General features: G+C 66.5%; 15 protein-coding genes and 1 pseudogene. 8 read left to right on the forward strand and 8 right to left on the reverse strand.

Annotated elements, in window-relative coordinates:
- Positions 1 to 477: 477 nt before the first annotated feature.
- The 4 genes from AB5J53_RS04710 to AB5J53_RS04725 all read left to right on the forward strand — a co-directional run bounded on the left by AB5J53_RS04710 (position 478) and on the right by AB5J53_RS04725 (position 4,359).
- Positions 478 to 1,221, forward strand: a complete 744-nt coding sequence (locus tag AB5J53_RS04710) for a hypothetical protein (RefSeq protein WP_369244372.1) — start codon at positions 478 to 480, stop codon at positions 1,219 to 1,221.
- Between the two features lie 150 nt (positions 1,222 to 1,371).
- Positions 1,372 to 1,839 carry a DUF721 domain-containing protein gene (locus AB5J53_RS04715; RefSeq protein ID WP_369244373.1) on the forward strand — a complete coding sequence of 156 codons (468 nt, stop codon included), beginning with the start codon at positions 1,372 to 1,374 and terminating at the stop codon, positions 1,837 to 1,839.
- Between the two features lie 264 nt (positions 1,840 to 2,103).
- Complete coding sequence (locus tag AB5J53_RS04720; RefSeq protein ID WP_369251977.1) at positions 2,104 to 3,342, forward strand: IS256 family transposase; 1,239 nt, start codon at positions 2,104 to 2,106, stop codon at positions 3,340 to 3,342.
- Between the two features lie 129 nt (positions 3,343 to 3,471).
- Complete coding sequence (locus AB5J53_RS04725; protein ID WP_369244374.1) at positions 3,472 to 4,359, forward strand: hypothetical protein; 888 nt, start codon at positions 3,472 to 3,474, stop codon at positions 4,357 to 4,359.
- A 302-nt stretch (positions 4,360 to 4,661) separates the two neighbouring features.
- On the opposite strand, the gene AB5J53_RS04730 is transcribed toward AB5J53_RS04725, so the two are convergent.
- The 6 genes from AB5J53_RS04730 to AB5J53_RS04755 form a co-directional block, all read right to left on the reverse strand.
- The gene (locus tag AB5J53_RS04730) at positions 4,662 to 5,210 is read right to left on the reverse strand and encodes a transposase (RefSeq protein WP_369251986.1); all 549 of its coding nucleotides are present in this window, start codon (positions 5,208 to 5,210) and stop codon (positions 4,662 to 4,664) included.
- Positions 5,207 to 5,746: a transposase gene (locus AB5J53_RS04735; RefSeq protein ID WP_369243776.1), complete on the reverse strand. Its 540-nt coding sequence runs from the start codon at positions 5,744 to 5,746 to the stop codon at positions 5,207 to 5,209. Before AB5J53_RS04735 ends, AB5J53_RS04730 begins: the two co-directional genes overlap by 4 nt.
- 21 nt (positions 5,747 to 5,767) lie before the next feature.
- Entirely contained in the window at positions 5,768 to 6,787 is a 1,020-nt protein-coding gene (locus AB5J53_RS04740; RefSeq protein ID WP_369244375.1) for a hypothetical protein, read from the reverse strand.
- A 75-nt stretch (positions 6,788 to 6,862) separates the two neighbouring features.
- On the reverse strand, positions 6,863 to 7,066 hold the full coding sequence (locus AB5J53_RS04745; RefSeq protein ID WP_369244376.1) for a hypothetical protein: 204 nt from the start codon (positions 7,064 to 7,066) through the stop codon (positions 6,863 to 6,865).
- 66 nt (positions 7,067 to 7,132) lie between these two features.
- The gene (locus tag AB5J53_RS04750; protein ID WP_369244377.1) at positions 7,133 to 9,280 is read right to left on the reverse strand and encodes a caspase family protein; all 2,148 of its coding nucleotides are present in this window, start codon (positions 9,278 to 9,280) and stop codon (positions 7,133 to 7,135) included.
- Positions 9,281 to 9,282: 2 nt separating this feature from the next.
- On the reverse strand, positions 9,283 to 9,474 hold the full coding sequence (locus AB5J53_RS04755; protein WP_369244378.1) for a hypothetical protein: 192 nt from the start codon (positions 9,472 to 9,474) through the stop codon (positions 9,283 to 9,285).
- 422 nt (positions 9,475 to 9,896) lie between these two features.
- Here AB5J53_RS04755 and AB5J53_RS04760 point away from each other — a divergent pair, with 422 nt between their 5' ends.
- Positions 9,897 to 10,058, forward strand: a complete 162-nt coding sequence (locus AB5J53_RS04760; RefSeq protein ID WP_369244379.1) for a hypothetical protein — start codon at positions 9,897 to 9,899, stop codon at positions 10,056 to 10,058.
- Positions 10,059 to 10,586: 528 nt separating this feature from the next.
- On the opposite strand, the gene AB5J53_RS04765 is transcribed toward AB5J53_RS04760, so the two are convergent.
- Positions 10,587 to 11,054, reverse strand: coding sequence for a hypothetical protein (locus AB5J53_RS04765; protein ID WP_369244380.1), 468 nt, complete (start codon positions 11,052 to 11,054; stop codon positions 10,587 to 10,589).
- Between the two features lie 273 nt (positions 11,055 to 11,327).
- Here AB5J53_RS04765 and AB5J53_RS04770 point away from each other — a divergent pair, with 273 nt between their 5' ends.
- Genes AB5J53_RS04770 through AB5J53_RS04780 form a run of 3 tightly spaced genes read left to right on the forward strand, consistent with a single transcriptional unit; the run spans position 11,328 to position 15,279 of the window.
- The gene (locus AB5J53_RS04770) at positions 11,328 to 13,100 is read left to right on the forward strand and encodes a phosphotransferase (RefSeq protein ID WP_369244381.1); all 1,773 of its coding nucleotides are present in this window, start codon (positions 11,328 to 11,330) and stop codon (positions 13,098 to 13,100) included.
- Positions 13,097 to 14,329, forward strand: coding sequence for a hypothetical protein (locus AB5J53_RS04775; protein WP_369244382.1), 1,233 nt, complete (start codon positions 13,097 to 13,099; stop codon positions 14,327 to 14,329). Before AB5J53_RS04770 ends, AB5J53_RS04775 begins: the two co-directional genes overlap by 4 nt.
- Entirely contained in the window at positions 14,326 to 15,279 is a 954-nt protein-coding gene (locus tag AB5J53_RS04780) for a hypothetical protein (protein ID WP_369244383.1), read from the forward strand. The genes AB5J53_RS04775 and AB5J53_RS04780 overlap by 4 nt, the downstream gene beginning before the upstream one ends.
- On the opposite strand, the pseudogene AB5J53_RS04785 reads toward AB5J53_RS04780, so the two are convergent.
- Positions 15,267 to 15,794: pseudogene (locus AB5J53_RS04785) on the reverse strand (amidohydrolase); the annotation flags it as partial. The gene AB5J53_RS04780 and the pseudogene AB5J53_RS04785 sit on opposite strands and share 13 nt — an antisense overlap.
- Positions 15,795 to 16,834 lie beyond the last annotated feature (1,040 nt).

A 16,834-nucleotide genomic window follows, 5' to 3' on the forward strand; every position in this document is an offset into this window, starting at 1 on the left:
TGATGCGTGTGGCCGGGTCCCTTCCGCTCTTGAACACGCGAGGCCGCTGACGACGGAGGGCAGGACGGGCGGCTCGGCCGCAGGCACGCTGGAAGCCCTCGACCCGCCGCTGGCCAAGCGCTCGCGCTGACCGACCCAATGAGGGGCTCCCACACTCGTGGGCCCCTCATGCCTCCCTGGACACCGCCTCCGCCCTCCTCGCAACCGCCTCCGCCGCTGGCAGGATCTCGTGGACCAGGCTCGCCGACTGCCCGGTGAACGGCACGTACTCGTCATCCATCAGGTGACCCTGACCGTGACCGCCGAATCGCCCGACGCGGCTTCCACGCCAGTCCGGCTGACCACCAGAGGCGATGACCTCGTCGGCCAGGTCGTCGTTCCCTCGCCAGGGCACGCATCTCCGGCACGCCGAGCAGTTGGCCGCCGGTCAGTTCGGGGCTGGCGACGTCGACCACGACCCGCACCGAGCTGCGCCTGGTGGAGTGCTTCGCGGGCCGGGTCGACGCGCCGCAGGTCCTCGCCGACCGCCTCGCCCGGCGCCTGGACGAGCAGATGCGGCTGGGTGCGCCGATCACGAATCCGGTGGGCTGGCTGGTCAGCCGCGCCCTGTCCCAGCGCCAGCAGTGCGGCGACAAGCTCTGTGACGACCGCATGCTGCTCGACTCGGGCCGGGACTGCCCTCGGTGTGAGGACCGGCAGGCCAGCAGTCGTGCCCAGCGGCACGCGGTGGCGGCCGCCGTCGAAGACGCGATGCCGTACGCCTCGCCCGAGGAGCGCCGTACGGCGACCGAGTCGCAGCTGCACGAGGCCGTGACCACCCAGGCGTGGGCCCGCGAGCACCGCTGGGAGCAGGAGCGCGCTCGGAAGGCAGCGGCCGCCAAGGCTCGTACCGAAGCCGCGGCCACGCGGCCCGCCCTCGATGAGCCGGCCGCGCCGCAGGCCACGGTTGTGCTGCCCGCTCCCCGCCCAGCACCCGCCGTGCCGGAGCCGGAGGCCGACGTCGTCGACCAGGAGCTGGTTCTCGAGGAGCTGAGCCGCGAGCAGGTCGTGGACTGGCGCAACCGCGCCGCGACGGACCACCAGGTGGTGTTCGACCACATAGACCTGTACGGCGAGGTGTCGGCGAGGCGCCTGTTCACGAGCACGTTCGTCGACCAGGTCACCCGCCTGTCTCGCTTGGGGCACCTCTCCCTCGGCTACATCACCTGGGAGCGGTCATGAGCGGGCAGGAGCCGTCCGGCCTCGACCTGGCGCGCGTCGTGCTGCGGTCCGCGATGGAGACGGCGCGCAAGAACGGCAGCCGTACGACGAAGGTGAAGACGAAGCCGGGTATGTCGTCGGTGGTCTCGCGGCGGGCGGGAGCCGATGAGGATGGGCGACGCGATCGGCATGCTCGCCACCGAGCGGGCCTGGGAGCTTCCGGCCGCCGGCGCGTCCCTGCGGCAGCGGTGGGCGGTCATTGCCCCTAACTTCGCCGGGTACGTCGGTGCCGTCAGCTACGACACCGACTCCGGCTGGCTCACCGTGTGCCCGGAGTCGGCGGCCTGGGCGACGAAGCTGCGCCTGGAGCAGGCCCGCGTCATCAAGGCCGCGAACGAGTCGGCAGGCCGGACGGTCGTGCGCGGCCTGCGGATCCTCGCGCCCGGTTCCGTTCCCGCCCTCGAGCCGGCCGACGTCCCCTCGGCCGCGTTCACGGTCCCGGTGAAGACGCGGGAGACGGCCAGCGAGGGCTACCGCCGCACCCTCGAAGCCCATCTGCAGACGGGGCCCCGCCACATAGGGAAGATCCGGCCATCGCAGAGGCAGTTGAGCGGCAGACTCGCGCCCTGCGCGAACTGAGCGAGCGCGCATTCGGCGACGAACAGGACGCCGCGGCTACTGCCGGGGCAACGCCCATCGAGGACGCCCAAGCCGAGCGCCGCAGGACAGCGGCAGCTGTGCACGATGGTGTCCCTTGTCGTGGTGTACGGGATCAGTGGCTGGGAGTGCGCGGGCGTCTGCCCGGGGCGCACTTCCACGGGTGAGGACCGCTCCCTGAACAGGAGGTGGGCCATCGCGTAACTCTCCTTGGTGAACGCCCAGTTCAACCACGAGGAGTGCACGATGGCCCTGTCCCAGTCTGAACTGATACGGCTGCTTGAGTCACTACGCTCGACCGACGGAATCGAGCTCATCCGCGCCATCGCCGAGCGAATGGTGCAGGAGTTGATCGAGGCCGAGGCGAGTGCTCACATCGGTGCGGAGTGGAACGAGCGCACGCCGACGCGGACCAACGTCCGCAACGGGCACCGCGAGAAGGTGCTGACCACGCTGGCCGGCGACCTGGACCTGGAGATCCCCAAGGTCCGCACCGGCAGCTTCTTCCCCAGCCTGCTGGAGCGCCGGCGCCGCATCGACCAGGCCCTCTACGCGGTCATCATGGAGGCATACGTGCATGGCGTCTCCACTCGCAGCGTCGATGACCTGGTCAAAGCCCTGGGCGGGGACAGCGGGATCTCCAAGTCCGAGGTCTCGCGGATCTGCACGATGCTGGATGAGCCGCTGACCGCATTCCGCACCCGCCCGCTGGACCACGTCCGCTTCCCCTACGTCTACTTGGACGCGACCTACTGCAAGGCGCGGGTGAACCATCAGATCGTCTCCCGGGCCGTGGTCGTCGCCACCGGCATCACCGAGGACGGCAACCGCGAGGTCCTGGGCCTGATGGTCGGCGACAGCGAGAGCGAGGCGTTCTGGAAGGAATTCCTGCGCTCGCTGCGAGAGCGCGGCCTGTCCGGGGTTCGCCTGGTCATCACCGACCAGCACGCCGGGCTGGTCGCTGCGGTCCGCAAGGTGATGCTCGGCGCCGCCTGGCAGCGGTGCAGGGTTCATTTCCTGCGAAATGCCTTCAGCGTGATCGACCGGGATTCCGGTGAAATGGTCGCCGCGACGATCCGCACGATCTTCACCCAGCCCACCGCCGGCCTCGTGCGCACGCAGCTGGACACCGTCGCAGACATGCTCGGCACCCAGTTCCCCAAGGTCAAAGCGATGCTGCTGGAGGCGAAGGAGGATCTGACCGCGTTCGCGGACTTCCCGCCGCGGCACTGGAAGAAGATCCAGTCGACGAACCCGCTGGAACGGGTGAACCGGGAGATCAAGCGCAGGATCGATGTCGTCCAGGTCTTTCCCAACGACGACGCGCTCATCCGGCTGGTCACCGCCGTGCTCTTCGAGATGCACGACGAATGGATCGCCTTTCCCCGCCGCTACCTCCCCGAAGGCAGCATGGGCGAGATCTACCGCGAACTCCCCGAAAGCGACCCGGCGCTGCCCAACACTCCAAACACGCCCGCCAGTTGATCCCCAACACCACGACGAGGGACACGACCGATCCGCATCGCAGCCGCGTCTGGCCTGAAGCTGAGCCCCTACCAGCTGGAACGGTGGCGAGCCGCCGGGCTGGTCCCACGGCCCGGGCCAGACACGCTGTTGAAGATCGGCAGCATCAAGGTGCATACCCCGCAGACAGTCGTTCTTGTTGCGGGGCTCCTGGCATGCGCCCCGCTGTGCAGGACCAACGACGACCTGGCGCTTCTGGCGTTCTTCAACGAGGTACCGCTGCCCCTCGCTCCCGTACGCGCAGCACTTCTCAAGGCCTACTTCCCTGAGTACAGCAAGGCCCGGGAGCGAAAGGGCGAGGCATTGCAGAAGATCCCGGCGGAGCACCGCGGCCAGGAGGGACGCTGGTACGACTGTGCGGAAGCGGCAGCCTTTGTGGACATGGAGAACCGAACGGCTGTCCAGCAGATGAGGGACAATCTTCGACGCCGCCACGACCTGGCAACAGCATCGCGCGCCGAGCTCGACCAACGCGTCTGCGGCGTACTGATCTGGTTGAACGCTCCGGCCTTGCCGACGGACGACAGCGTGTTCATGGCGGACCTGCGCGCGGCCATGGCGTTCGCCGACCCGCCCGAACAGTCCCGCGCAGCGTGGCTGCTCGCAGCGCACTGTCACAGCGAACAGCTCGCTGAGCGCACCGAAACATCCGGCATGGAGCGGCTGGAAGCCTTCCTGGCAGTGTCGGACGAGGAGTTGCAGTTTCTGCGGGAGCAGGTGCGAGAGTCTCTGGACGCCATGTGGCACATGGCGTCGGAGGGCCGCTGCCGCCGGTTCGACGTGGGCTCTGTTTCGACGGCCCGTATGGCGGGCCGGATGCTTGTGGAGTGGACCACCGCTCGCCGGGCGCACCCTCCAGGATCACGCCCTGCCCAGGTATTGGTGGACAGTCTGCGCAGCTTGTGGTCACTCTGCTCGACCGACTCCGTCGGGGAAGGGCGCGCCGCATTCCAGCGCAGGGTCGAACCCAGGCGGTAGCAGTCGAGAACCCACGTCACACGCCAGCTACAGCGGCATCCCGTGAGGCCGGGGCAGCCGACGACCGGATCGCCTGGGCGAGGAAGGCCGCGGACACACCCGCCGCAGGACCTGATGGCAGAGCGAGGGATTGCGCTGCGCAGTTCCGTCGCTGCCGACGCAACCATTGAAGCAGGCTCGACCCTGACGGACTGCTCCGGCTGGCCTAGGCGTCCGAACCTGAGGCCGAAGACGGCTTCTGCATAAGGCGGATGTCGGGGAATTGGTATTCGTCCGCGCTCCACGGGACAGTCCAGGGCTGGTTACTGACGTTGTCGCTGTGATGTCGTCAAGGTGAGGCCGGTTTCGGCGAGGCATCCGTCGATGCGCTTGCTGCGGTACTGAATCTGGCGGAGACCGTGCCGAAGCGTGCTGATGAGGTGGTCGGGGTCGGTGAAGGCGGTGTTGGTCTGGCTGCTGCGCCGCAGCAGGGACCAGATGCCCTCGACGGGGTTGAGGTCGGGTGCGTAGGCCGGCAGAAAGTAGCAGGTGATCCAGTCGTGGGTGTCGATGAACTCCCGTAATCGGCGGTCTTTGTGGACGTTGAGGTTGTCCCACACCAGCACGATCGGTGCGCCGAGTTGCCGGTGGGCGGCGATGAGCAGGTCGCGATAGTCGGTCCAGGTGAAACTGCGTCTGCCACCGCGTTTGTGATCGAGATGCCGTTTGGGCCGGTAGATCAGCCGTGAGTGTTCGCCCTGCTTGTAGCAGGCGAGCGCGGCAACGGAGAAGCGGCGCTGGGAGCGTCCCCGGACCCGGATGACGGGTGTGTGGCCGCGTCGGGCCCAGGTCCGTGCGGTGGGCGGCGTCATCGAGAACCCGGCTTCGTCTTCGAAGCACAGCCAGGCGTCGAGCGCCGCCACGGCCCTTCCACCTGCGGCCAGGTCTCCTTCACCCAGCCCGCCACGGCCTCCTCGTCGCGCTCGATGGCTCGGCGGGCTGGGACCTGGTGACTGAAGCCGTGCCGGTGCAGCATCCGCGCGATCGCCGACAGCGTCATGCTTTTGTGGAACCGGCGCCCGATCAGCGTCTTGATCCGCGCCAGCGTCCACGTCTGGTCCGGCCAGCCATGGGCGACCGGCCCTTTGGCCAGCTCCTGCTCGAGCACGGCGAACAGCTTCTCGCTCAGCTTGGGCAGCGATACCGGTCCGGCAGACCGCAGCCCCTCCGCGCCGGCGTCGTGCCAGGCCCGGCGCCAGCGCTGCACCGAGCGCACACTCACCCGTAATTCCTTGGCGACCTCGGCGGTGGAGGCACCGACTGCGAAGCGCTCCGCGGCCTCCAGCCGGATCCGCTCGCGAAACGCCTGCCGTTCAGGCGTCAGCCCACCACCCTGCGGATATCTCACACAACCGGCATACCGCGACGATCACACATCGTCATCCCTCAACGACATCACGCCGCAAAAGTCAGTAGTGCCGTCACGCAGGAGCGTGACGATGTTGCGGCCGTCGTACAGCTCCTCGAGGGGCCGCCCCGTCACAAAGGACAGGACCTGTGCGTAGTGGCTCAGGTCAAAGGGGTCGAAGACGGGTTTGGCAGACAGTCCCGCGATGGGCAGGGTGAGGATGCCGACATGGTCCTCGGCGGCATGCATCAGGTGCTTGGGGACACGGTTGAACAACGTGGTCATGTAGGCGGCCAGCGCCGCAGTTTCACGGAACTGTTGTGGGTGGAGATCCAATTGCTTGGCGGCCTCCAGGCCGGGAACGGTTACGGCTTCGGCAAGCGCTCCCCAGTCCTGGAGTACGGCGACGACTGCGGTGGCGCCTGCGCGTACAGCGAAGAAGGGGAAGTTGATGATGTCGACGTAGTCGAAACGGCCGCGCGGATGCGTGGGTTCCTGCGTCCGGAACACGAAGATGGACGCCGGATGCTGATCTGGCTGCCAGCGAACGACTCCGCGTGCGGCTTGCATCAGCAGGTGATGGGTCTTGAAGCTGGCCAGGAATTCGGGCGTCATGATGGTGCCGGCTTGCGCGTCCCGTCGGTCAACCAGCAGGGAAAGCTCCCGGAACATCAGGCCGTAGTAAATCTTTCCCATCCACAGGAACAGCGTGGTCGCATCCAGTGCCGCGACTGCGTCGGGTCCTTCGGCGAACGCGTCGCCCACGGCCTGCTCTATACGCGACAGGTGCTCGTTGTTACAGCTGCTGCAGCAAGGGATCCTCATCTGCGCGTACGGCATCAGCGTGCCGTTCAGCAGCGTGATCTTTTCGTTCCACAAGTCGAACCGCCGCAGCAGCCACTGAGGGAACACGTGCTCGTCCGTCCGGCCTCGGGTGAGGTCGGCTCCACACAGGAAGCAGCGGTCATGGGTCAGGGCCTGATCGTGGCCCCACTGGTAGATGAACCCAGGCATGCTCCCCAGGTCGTAGTCGCTTGACACAGGGAGAAGCCTAATGAGTGGTGTGCATCGTGAAGTTGCAGGTCACGGATCTGGTGTGAGGGGCGGGTTGGATACTCACGCGGGTCGTCGGCGGGTGTCCACGGCGAAGATCGTCTGACCTGTCGGCCGGGGCCGTATGTCGAGGACGATCGCGTCGTAGTTGTTCTCCCGGGTCAGCCACAGCCCATCCACCCCGTTGAGGGCTACGTCGACGGCGAAGCCCTCGGCCTCCAGACCGTCCCTGACTCCGGCGGCGAGCCGATCCTCGTCCTTGACCAAAGAGACAGGAGCACCCCCGGGGGCTGGACAGACGGCGAGGAAGCCGCGCATCGCTGACCTTGAAGGTCAGTTCGTCGCCGCCGAGTGGGTGGTAGTGGCGGGCGAAGCCGATGCGGCTGGAGAAGGGGCGACGTTCCACGTCCAAACGGTGCCGCCTTTGCCGGCGGCGGCGAGGGTGCCGTCGGGGCTGAACGCCATGCTTTCGAAATCGCCGATGGAGCCGGAGGCGGTGGCGGTGAAGTGGCCGGGGGCCAGGCTCACCAGCGTCACCGGGCCGCCGCCCGCCGACGTGGCGAGGGTTTTGCCGTCGGGGCTGAACGTTCCGCCATTGCCATCGGTGAGGGTGGCGGTGGTCTTGCCGGTGGCCACCTCCCACAGCCGCACCGGGTTGTCGTAGGGATCGCCAGCAAGGGTGCTGGCGGTGGCGAGGGTCTTGCTGTCCGGGCTGAACGCCCAGCTGACGCCAGCTGGGTGGCCGGTGCGGATGACCGTAGTTTTGCCGGTGGCCACGTTTCGCAGCCGCACGGTGATGTTGTCCGTTCTGTCGGCGTCCTGGGTGGCGATGGTTTTCCCGTCCGGGCTGAACGCCACACCGTTGCCCTTGGCGGTTTGCCCGGTGAGGGTGGCGGTGGTTTTGCTGGTGGCCAGGTTCCACAGCCGCACTGTGTCGTCGCTGCTGGTGGCCAGGGTTTTGCCGTCCGGGCTGAACTCGGCCCATGAGCCGGCGCTGGGGAGGGTGGCCGGGTCAGTTACCTGTGGAGCGTAGCGCGATGGACCTTCACCGCTACCGCTCGTCGTCGAATCGGATCCTCCGCGTGTGGACAGGAGTACGGCGATGACGGTCGCCGTCAGGACCAGGAGCGTGGCGCCTGCAGTGAGTACCTTGGATCGGCGGGTCCGTGGAAGGAGGCGTGGCCCACGGCCGGTGCCGGTGTCGGGGCCCGGTGCGTCGGGGCGCGCGGTCGTCGGTGCGTCGGGGCGGGGCCGGCTCTCCGACACGGGCGCGGTGGCCGCGAGAGAGCGTGGTCCCTCCGGGGGCCTGGTCGACTCAGATGCATGCGTCGGCGGTGTGGGCTGGGCCGATGACGGGCCGCTGCCTGCAGCGGTGGCGGGAGTACGGTCGTGGCTGTTGCGGTCCGGGGCGGGAGACACGCCGGGCGGCGTCGTGGCCGCCTGCTGCGGTGGCTGAGGAGTTCGTCCGGCTGATTCCGCGCTGGGTGTTTCGGGCGAGCCCGATGTCTCAGGCGGGCCCGTTGTCTGCGGCGGTCGGGGAAGTACGGACCGCAGGCCCGCGGCGGCGGCAGCGGAGACGAGTTTGCTGTCGTCGTCGACGAGACGGCGGATTTCGTCGAGGACCGAGGTGCGGACGACGTCGTTGCCGATCCGGTACAGGTGGGCGAGCCCGTCGAGGGCGCCGAGCCGGTCGTTGGCGATCGGGCTGCCAATGGCGTTGCGCAGGTAGGCCGGGAGCGTCCAGTTGATGTTTTTGGCGATGACGGTGCGGCCCTCGACGTTGTCCTGTTTCTTGGGTCGCTGCTGCGGCATCTCCTCGACGACCCGATCGCGAACGTAGCTGTACAGCTCGTCGAGGGTGATGTCGCCATCCCCGTCGAGATCCGCGCTGCCGTCCCGCAGTCCCGCCACGAGATAGCGGGTGAACACGGATTGTGGGGCCTGGCCGTGTAGCTGGTTGCCTTCGAAGGAGTACTGGGTGGCGTCCGATGCGGTCAGCACGGTACGGCCGCGGCCCTGGAAACGTTCCAGCGCGTGTATCGCGGTGTCGGCCTTGGCGATCCGCCCGGCCGGGAAGGCCCCGCTGTAACAGCAGTCGAGAATAAGTACCTTCTGCCGTGAGGAAGAGCCGCCCATCGCCTGATCGACGTGCTCCGCGGACAGCGCGGTGAACAGCAGGCTGTCGCGGCGGGTGTTGCTCATCGCCAGGTACAGCCGACCGTCGTCATCCTTGAGGCCGTGGCCGGTGAAGTACAGCAGCGTCAGGTCGTCGCGGCGCCGATCGCGATAGAAGTCGCCGATGGCCTCGCCGACGAGGTGGTGCGGTTCGTTGACCAGCGTGGTGACCTCGAATCCGGCGATGGCCGGGTCCCGCAGCACTGCGGCGAACGCCTCCGCGTCGTGCGCCGGAGCGGTCAGCCGCCGCAGGCCGGTGTCCTGGTAGTCGTAGGTGGCGATCAGCAGCGCCAGTCGGCGTCCCATGGCTAACTGCCGGTGTGGCGACGGACGAACGCATCGACCAGGTCTCGCCGTTCGGCGTCGGACGCACGCTCCAGTTCGATCGTGTCACCGTCGATGGTCAGCGAGACACGGTGCCGGGCAGAGGACCTGCCGAGCCAGTCGCGCACGGTCTCGACGAGCGCGGTGAACACGCCACCGGACGCGCTCAACGCCACGACGACTGCCCCGAGAGTGACCGCGTCGGAGCCCTTCGCCCCGTCGAGGCACTCGGCGGGACAGCCGATCGTGGCCGGCTGGGCCTACTCCTGGCTCGCCGGCCTGGAGTTGACGACGAACTCGTGGACCGCTCCGGTCGATGCCCGGCGCCTGGTCCCGGGCGAGAACCCGAGCACGGTCGCCGCCCGACAGATCCGCGGCCTGCTGCAACAGAGTCCTGAACTGGGCCTGCAGACACCGCTGTTCGTGTTCGACGGCGGCTACGACTCCGTGCGCCTGGCCCTCGAGCTCACCGCCGCCCCGGCTCAGGACGGCTGCCGGGAGGCCGCGCCGCCACGGCGCGAAATTCGCCTGCCCCGACCCCACCACCTGGCCGGCCCCGGACGCCGTCCACACGTGCACGGACGAGCAGTACGGCGCGGTGACCGTGCAGATATGGCACCGCTTGCACGCCAAGACCCAGCAGCACGACGGCCACGGCAGCCGCGGCCCCCGCCCCATCGTCCCCGGCACCCTGGTCCGGCTCACCGTCGACCGGCTGCCCGGCCGGAGCCGGGCACCGAAGATCTTGTGGCTGTGGTAGACAGGACCACCCGGCCACACCCCCAATCCGGACCTGCTCTGGCGGGCCTACACCCGCCGCTTCGACATCGAACACACCTTCCGCTTCGCCCGCCAGACTCTGAACTGGACCCTGCCCCGGCCCCGCACTCCCGAGCAGGCCGACCGGTGGACCTGGCTGATCATCGCCGCCTACACCCAACTTCGCCTCGCCCGAACCCTGGTGGCCGACCACCGACTGCCCTGGGAGAAACCGCTGCCGCCTGCCCGGCTCACACCTGGCCGTGTCCGCCGACGATTTCGTCACGTTCAGGCAGCAGTGGGAACACCAGCCAAGCCGCCACAACCCTTCGGACGCTCCGCAGGCCGTCCACAAGGCACCCGGCGAGGACCCGCACCCCGCCACCCCGCGGTCAAAACAGCTGCAAGACCCGCGACCCACCACCCTCAGGGATAAAAGCGAAGAAAGCATCCCAGAACACCAACTACCTAGATCAGATGCTCTCTAAGCCTGGCGCTGTTCTCGCCGTGGATCCTCGGATGTGGCGAGCTACCGGAGACCGGTCGCGGCCATGCCCATGAGTCGGGCCAGTTCCTCCCGGATGAGCGAACCGCGGCGCTGCAGATCCTCTTCGTCCAGCGCACGGTGGAGATCGGAGGTCAAGTCCAGCAAGCGGTTGGCCAGGCTGGACAACCCAGGGTCGTCGGCCAGTAGTTGGAGCTGGAACATGGCGTGCCAGGCGACAGCCCGGTTGCGATGCGCCTCGGATCTGGCCTCTATGAGCACGGGCTCGGGAGAATTCGCGTGGCGCTGTTCCCAGCGAGCGAACTCTGCCCTCCGGTAGGTCATGATCGCTTTGGCGAAATCGCTGTACGCCAGCATGCGGTCCTGTCGGAGCCGCTCGGACCGGGCGAAAAGCTCCGCACGATGCGCGACCCGGCTCTGGAGGAAGTGATTTGCCACTGCGCCAGCCAACGTTCCGAAGATCGCCAGACCGGCCGCGACGAGAGTGTCCATTCGCTCAGTTGTACACGGTGAGAGGATGCCCGGAGGGGGAGTCGCGCGACAGCGGCGACGGCTACTTCGCCCTGCTGACACACCCGTCCGGCGTGGGTAGCCTGAGGGAAGAATCCCGTTGCGCGGCAGTGGGGTTTGTCGACGTCACTGGGGGGTCTGTTGCGCATCATCGGGCGGCACTCACAGGTGTCGGTGGGTGACGTAAGAAGGCTCGTCAGAAGCACTTTGGAGGGTATCGGTACGAGTGGTGCCGATACGACGGATGATCGCCTGGTGCGCCTTCTCCCTGGAGGCTATTCGGGCTCACTTGTGGCGCTGGTCTGGACAGGATATATCGACCCCATAGTCCTCAAGGCCGGGCCCGTTCAGGAAATCGAGGCGGAACACAGTCACAGGCAGGATTACACCGGGGGTGACCCCTGGTTGACGGCGCACAGTCTTGACGGCGTGCACGGCCCCATTGAGATCGAGGTCGACGATCGGCCGGTATTGTGGGCGGTGATCGCGTACCGCTACATCGGCGGTAAGTCTTTCGAGGATCTCGACAATTTCAGCGACTTCGAGCGACTCATGCAGACGTATTTGTGGAACGTGAATCGCGATGAATCACCTTCGGAAGTGACGGTTCGAGAGTGTTTCCGGACCATCGCGACAACCCTGGCGGACGGTCGATCCACTCACTCTGCCGCGGGCACCGCTCCACTGATCACGTATCTCCCACCTGTCCGATGGGAGACGGGGATCCTGGCCGCTCTCAACACGGCCCGCTCGTTCTGTCCCGATCTGCCGGAGCTCATCGGATTCCGCGACTGGTGGGAGGAGAGCATCGCGTCCGTCAGAATCGCGCCGGTGCACGATGATCGCCTCCTGCACGGCGACATCCGATTCGCGAACATTCTCGTGGACGCGGTTCATTCCGATGTGCACTTCATCGATTTCGGCAGCGGACGCCGAGGGCATGTTTTCGAGGATTTCGCTCGATTTGAAATGGACCTCCTGTTCCGCGCGATCCCGCACATCACCGGCGGCGATGGCGGCCTGGACCGGTCGATCCTGCTGGAATCGATGGAATTCATTTTGCGGGACGAGGTGAACCTTGGGAAGAGGGAAGAGAGGGGCAACCGCCTGATGCGATGTCTCGACATCTGGCATCAGGTGATGTTCCAGGCGTTCCCTCAGATGACACGACCCGGCGCGCTCGTCATGTACAGATGGTTCCTACTCAGGGAATGCCTCAAGAGAACGCGGTGGACGAGTGGCGCAATGGCCGGTGCCGAGGAACCGGACGCGGCCTCACTCATCTACACCATCTGCGCACTCCGGCAGAGCCTCTCAGGAAAGAGGGTGGCCGGAACCTGGATCTCGACCGCCCCGCAGGTACTGGCCTCCACACTCCACTGCCGAGCGGCATTCGTCCCCACCCGCGGCTCGGAACGCCTAGTCAACAAGCAGCGAAACGAGGCGAAGAAGGCAGCACTCCGTGAATCCGCGGTCAAGATATCCACGGTCCGTCTACTCGCCGAAACCGGCCAGTCCTACCTCTCCGCAAGGGGCGCATTCAACGGTGAGGTCCGTGATGTGCTCTCCGCTGGCGCTGCCGTGATGATCGCCATCTGCAACCCCCACGTTCCCGAATACTACGGCCTTTCGAAATCCTACGATGCGACAGAGGACATCGAGCAGCCGTTGAGTGCGATCCCACTCAGAAAGACCGAGGAGAGCATTCGGGGATATCGTGCGCTACGCGAGGAATTTGGTTCCCTGATCGAAGTGAGATTGTGTCGGTTCGGAGTGGGGTCCACCATCCTGCTCACCGACCAGGCGACATTCTTCGAGCCATATTTCCGCACCCGGCGCACGAAACGAGAGGCTCTCCTGTTCGACTCCTTCGAGCTTCAATTCGAGTCGTCGGGCCTCCACAGCACGAGCCTCCTCCAGGAGACCTTTGAATTCCATTGGAGAAATTCGGATCACATAGACGATGCCTCGGCTCGCCCCGCGGGATACGAGGCCCTGCGCTCGGCATTCCTCAACCTGTGGAGGTGACCGGTCCGGTGCGGGAGCCGCAGCGAACGCCACCGTTGATCGCCGAACACGACACCTGGATCAGCCTGGACCCCGTGGTCGGCTGTCCGGCCGACTGCGGATACTGCTATCTCGGCACCATGGGGCTACGAGCGACCAAGCCCATGAGGAGGGCGACTCCGCGCCGTCTGGCCCACGAACTCCACAGTTACTTGAACGGGCGCCGCGCCGAACTCATCCACCCCCTGGACGATCCCACGCCGCTGTGCTTCGGAAACTACACCGACATGGCGATGACGCCGGACAACGCCTCCATGATCGTCGCTGCCCTCACGGAGTTGGCCGAGCTCATCCCGCCGAGGCCGACCGTGCTCATCACCAAGGCCACGGTGACCGAGAACCTGGTCGCCGAACTCGATGCGCTGGAATGGCCGATCGTCTGGTTCTTCAGCCAGTCGTTCGCAAGGGATCAGGGGATCACGCTCGAACGGGGACGGATTGCCGACTTTGAGACCACGCTCAGGAACGCGCATCTGGTCAGCTCCTCGCGCTGGCAGTCCGCTGTCCACTTCTGGCGCCCGTTCGTCCCCGAGCTCTCTCACCCGCTGCCCGACTACCAGGCGGTGGTCCGACGCCTTCAGGACGTCGGCGTGGACGCCTCGGTCGTGGCAGGGATGAGGCGGGGGCCTGGAGTTCCTGTGGACGACCCGCGCGTGCTTGCGAGTCTGCCGTCGTGTGCCGAGGCGCCATCGGAGCAGCGGGAGGTGTTCGATCGGGCGGGATGGGAGGAGTTGCGCGCGGCGGCCAGGACAGTGGGGTATCCGGTCTACCGGCACAGCTCGTGTGCGCTCGCCCTCGTCCGCTCCGCGCGTGAACACCTGGGGACATGGCGCACGGAGGTGTTCGCCGACCGCTGCCTTCCCTGCTCGTGCCCCAAGCCGCAGCGATCCAGGTGCGGGCCGGCTCGCACCGGCGAGAAGGACCTCACCGAAGACGCGGACGACTTCTGCGCACGGTTGGCGGCGTTCCTCGGGTTGAGCCGCGAGGCCATCTCCTTCGACGCTGGCACGGGATGCGTCGAGATCTTCGCGGAAGTGTCGGATCTCGAATACAACACGATCCTGCACGCGGCGCGCGGCAGGTACGTTCCCGTCCTGAAATCGGTCGGCTTCGAGAGGGCGTGGCGGAGCGCCTGGTCACTCAAGGCGCGACAGTTGTTCGAAGACAAGCCCGTAGGTGGCCCTGAGTGACGTCCGAACGGATTGCGCGCCTCCGTTACATCACGGGATTCGCCACGACGTACGGTGAGGAAGTTGACCCCCGGGTCTCGGTTTTCGCAAGGATCTGGCACGTGCAGAGGGTGGTCTCCGTTGCCGGAAGACTCTGCGACACGACGAGAGGCCTGGACCGCGCGCGGATCCAGAAGTTGGCATGGTGGCACGATCTGAACAGATGGCCCTTCGCGCATAATGCGGAGAAGGAGAATTTCGATCAGGCCGCGAACGTTCGAGAGTACTTCTCGTCCTTTGCCAGCTGTACGGAACGGGATCTGGCGGACCTGCACGGCATTCATACCAAGGAAGCGATCGGTCTCACGGACGAGGCGCGGATCGTTCTGGTGGCAGATCTACTCACGGGCATCATCGAGGATCCCCTGCTGGCCGTGACCGGCATCAACGTGAACCCTCGGCTCATCCCCGCCGAAGTCGAGGAGGCACTTGGCTTCTCCCTCCGTGAGGAGCCATGGCGCAGTCAATGCGTCGACCTGGCGAGGGAGTTTCACGGTGCGGAACACCCTTCGCCCGCGCGCTTCCACGAGCGGTTCGAAGCGCTCTTCGACAGACTCACACAAAGGGTCCTGGCTCTTCATCGGTGGACCGACCAGAATGATGCTCTGTCAGCGTTCTTCGGCCTCGCCCGGACCGTCCGGGAGACCTTCATTCGCCCCGTGATCTTCCCTCTGAACAACGAGAAGGTCTGCCATGCTTCGTGGCTGCGGCAGGAAGTCATTCCGTGGTACTGCGGGCACGTGGACGACGCTCGCCGGCGACTGCTTCGGATCGATGAGCGCGACTTCGTCGCGGACCTCATCGGCATCCCGGGTTCGCCCTACGCGCCGCACCAGTTCCATCCGGACGTGGGGTACGTGGCGCGAGAGGAACCCGAGATGGCGTTCATCCACCGTCCTCACGTCGGCTGACCCTCAACGCACGTCAGCAACACCTCGATGCGCCGATGCGCGAGACATCGACACGGCGCGTGTCGTCGCCCAATACGACCAGATTGGCGCGTTTGCTGGGAGCGAGTTGCCCGCAGTGTGCGCCCAGTGGCAGGCGCCGGCAACCATGTGGACGTGCAGGGCCTCGTCGGTGACGGCCTCGGCCGGGCCCGATGGTTCGGCCGGACTCGGAGGCGCGTTCGACCATGAACTGGATAACCCGGAGCGGGGAGCCGTCCGTCACCGGTCGGTCGAAGCTACCGACCAGGAGGATGCTGTGGTCAAGGAAACTCCTGCCCCGGTACAACCACTCCCGTGATCGCCGCGCAGTTGTCACCGAAGTAGCGCAGGGGGTTGGGCTGGACGACCGTTCCAAACGTCCAGGGCCACGTCGGCGGCGCGATCGCCGATGGCGTGTACGGCGGCTGGTACTCGCCGAGATGGCCGTCCACGATGATCTGCGCGAGCACCTCGGGTTCGTCCTGCAACTGCCCGCTGCGGTCGTGTAGAGCTGGCAACACGATCATGAAGGCGCCTTATTGAGGCGTCGCCAGCAGGTCAGGCTGCAGGCCAGGGAGACGAAGACGTCGTGGAGTTCGGTGCGGCGTTCCCATCGGACGGCGAGTCGTTTGAAGTGGTGGAGCAGGGCGAAAGTCTGCTCGACGCGTAGCCGGCCTCTCGTAGCTTCTCCACCTGCATTGGGTAGGCCGTACCCTCTGACAGATCATCAGCGCCTTCGAAGATTTCTTCGAAGTCTTTTTCGGGCATGCTAAACCTCTCCGTCTCTCGGAGAGGGTGCCGTCGGCCGACGGCACCGCGTGGGCGCTGGCCCTCATAGCCACGCCCCAGAAGATCCTGGCCTGGACGACCGCTTGAAGCAGAGAGTTGGGTCAATTCCACACTAAAGTGGCCCGTTTTGTGGCCAGCGCCTACGTGTCGGTCGTTGGGGAGGGCCAGCGGGTCAGTAGCGGTCGGCGGGGCCATCGTGTGGAGGACAGGAGCCATCTTCGGCCGAGTCCACATCCGGTAGCCCCTCCCGCTTCCCCCGGTGTCCGCTGAGACCAATCATCCGTCCCGAGATATCTTCAACACGCTGAACTTGACAGGGAACACACCCTGTCCACGTACAGCTTCGTCGTCAGCTGCCGGCCACAACCGCCAAGCCAGCTCCCACACCAGAACGCCTCGCCCTCGTACTGCTTGCGGAACGCATCCAGCCCGATCGCCTCCAACGGCAGCACCAGAGACTCCTGGGAGTCCACCGCCCCCAGCACCGCCGGATGAATCTGCCGCCGGTCCGCACCCGACAACCCGCCACTACGCAACGCCATGCCCCCGTCCCGCTTCGGCTCATCTCATCGTGCCACCAGCCCTGTTGGCCCTCCAGACCCCACGAAGGAGTGGCCCCAGGGGTGCATCTGACGGCGTATTACACCGCGCGCTGACGGTGGGTGGGCAACCCGCCGGTGCTGGTGCGGTCGCTCCTCACGCGTGCGAGTCCGACACTGTTTGGCCCGCGGCTCTATGGCCGACTTGC

The sequence above is a fragment of the Streptomyces sp. R41 genome (assembly GCF_041053055.1).
Lineage (GTDB): Bacteria > Actinomycetota > Actinomycetes > Streptomycetales > Streptomycetaceae > Streptomyces.

Bases quoted from the DNA above. Each gene is read 5' to 3' on its own strand.
- AB5J53_RS04730 (WP_369251986.1), bottom strand. From the start codon at position 5,210: ATGACGCCGCCCACCGCACGGACCTGGGCCCGACGCGGCCACACACCC.
- AB5J53_RS04715 (WP_369244373.1), top strand. From the start codon at position 1,372: ATGGGCGACGCGATCGGCATGCTCGCCACCGAGCGGGCCTGGGAGCTT.
- AB5J53_RS04720 (WP_369251977.1), top strand. From the start codon at position 2,104: ATGGCCCTGTCCCAGTCTGAACTGATACGGCTGCTTGAGTCACTACGC.
- AB5J53_RS04750 (WP_369244377.1), bottom strand. From the start codon at position 9,280: ATGGGACGCCGACTGGCGCTGCTGATCGCCACCTACGACTACCAGGAC.
- AB5J53_RS04765 (WP_369244380.1), bottom strand. From the start codon at position 11,054: ATGGACACTCTCGTCGCGGCCGGTCTGGCGATCTTCGGAACGTTGGCT.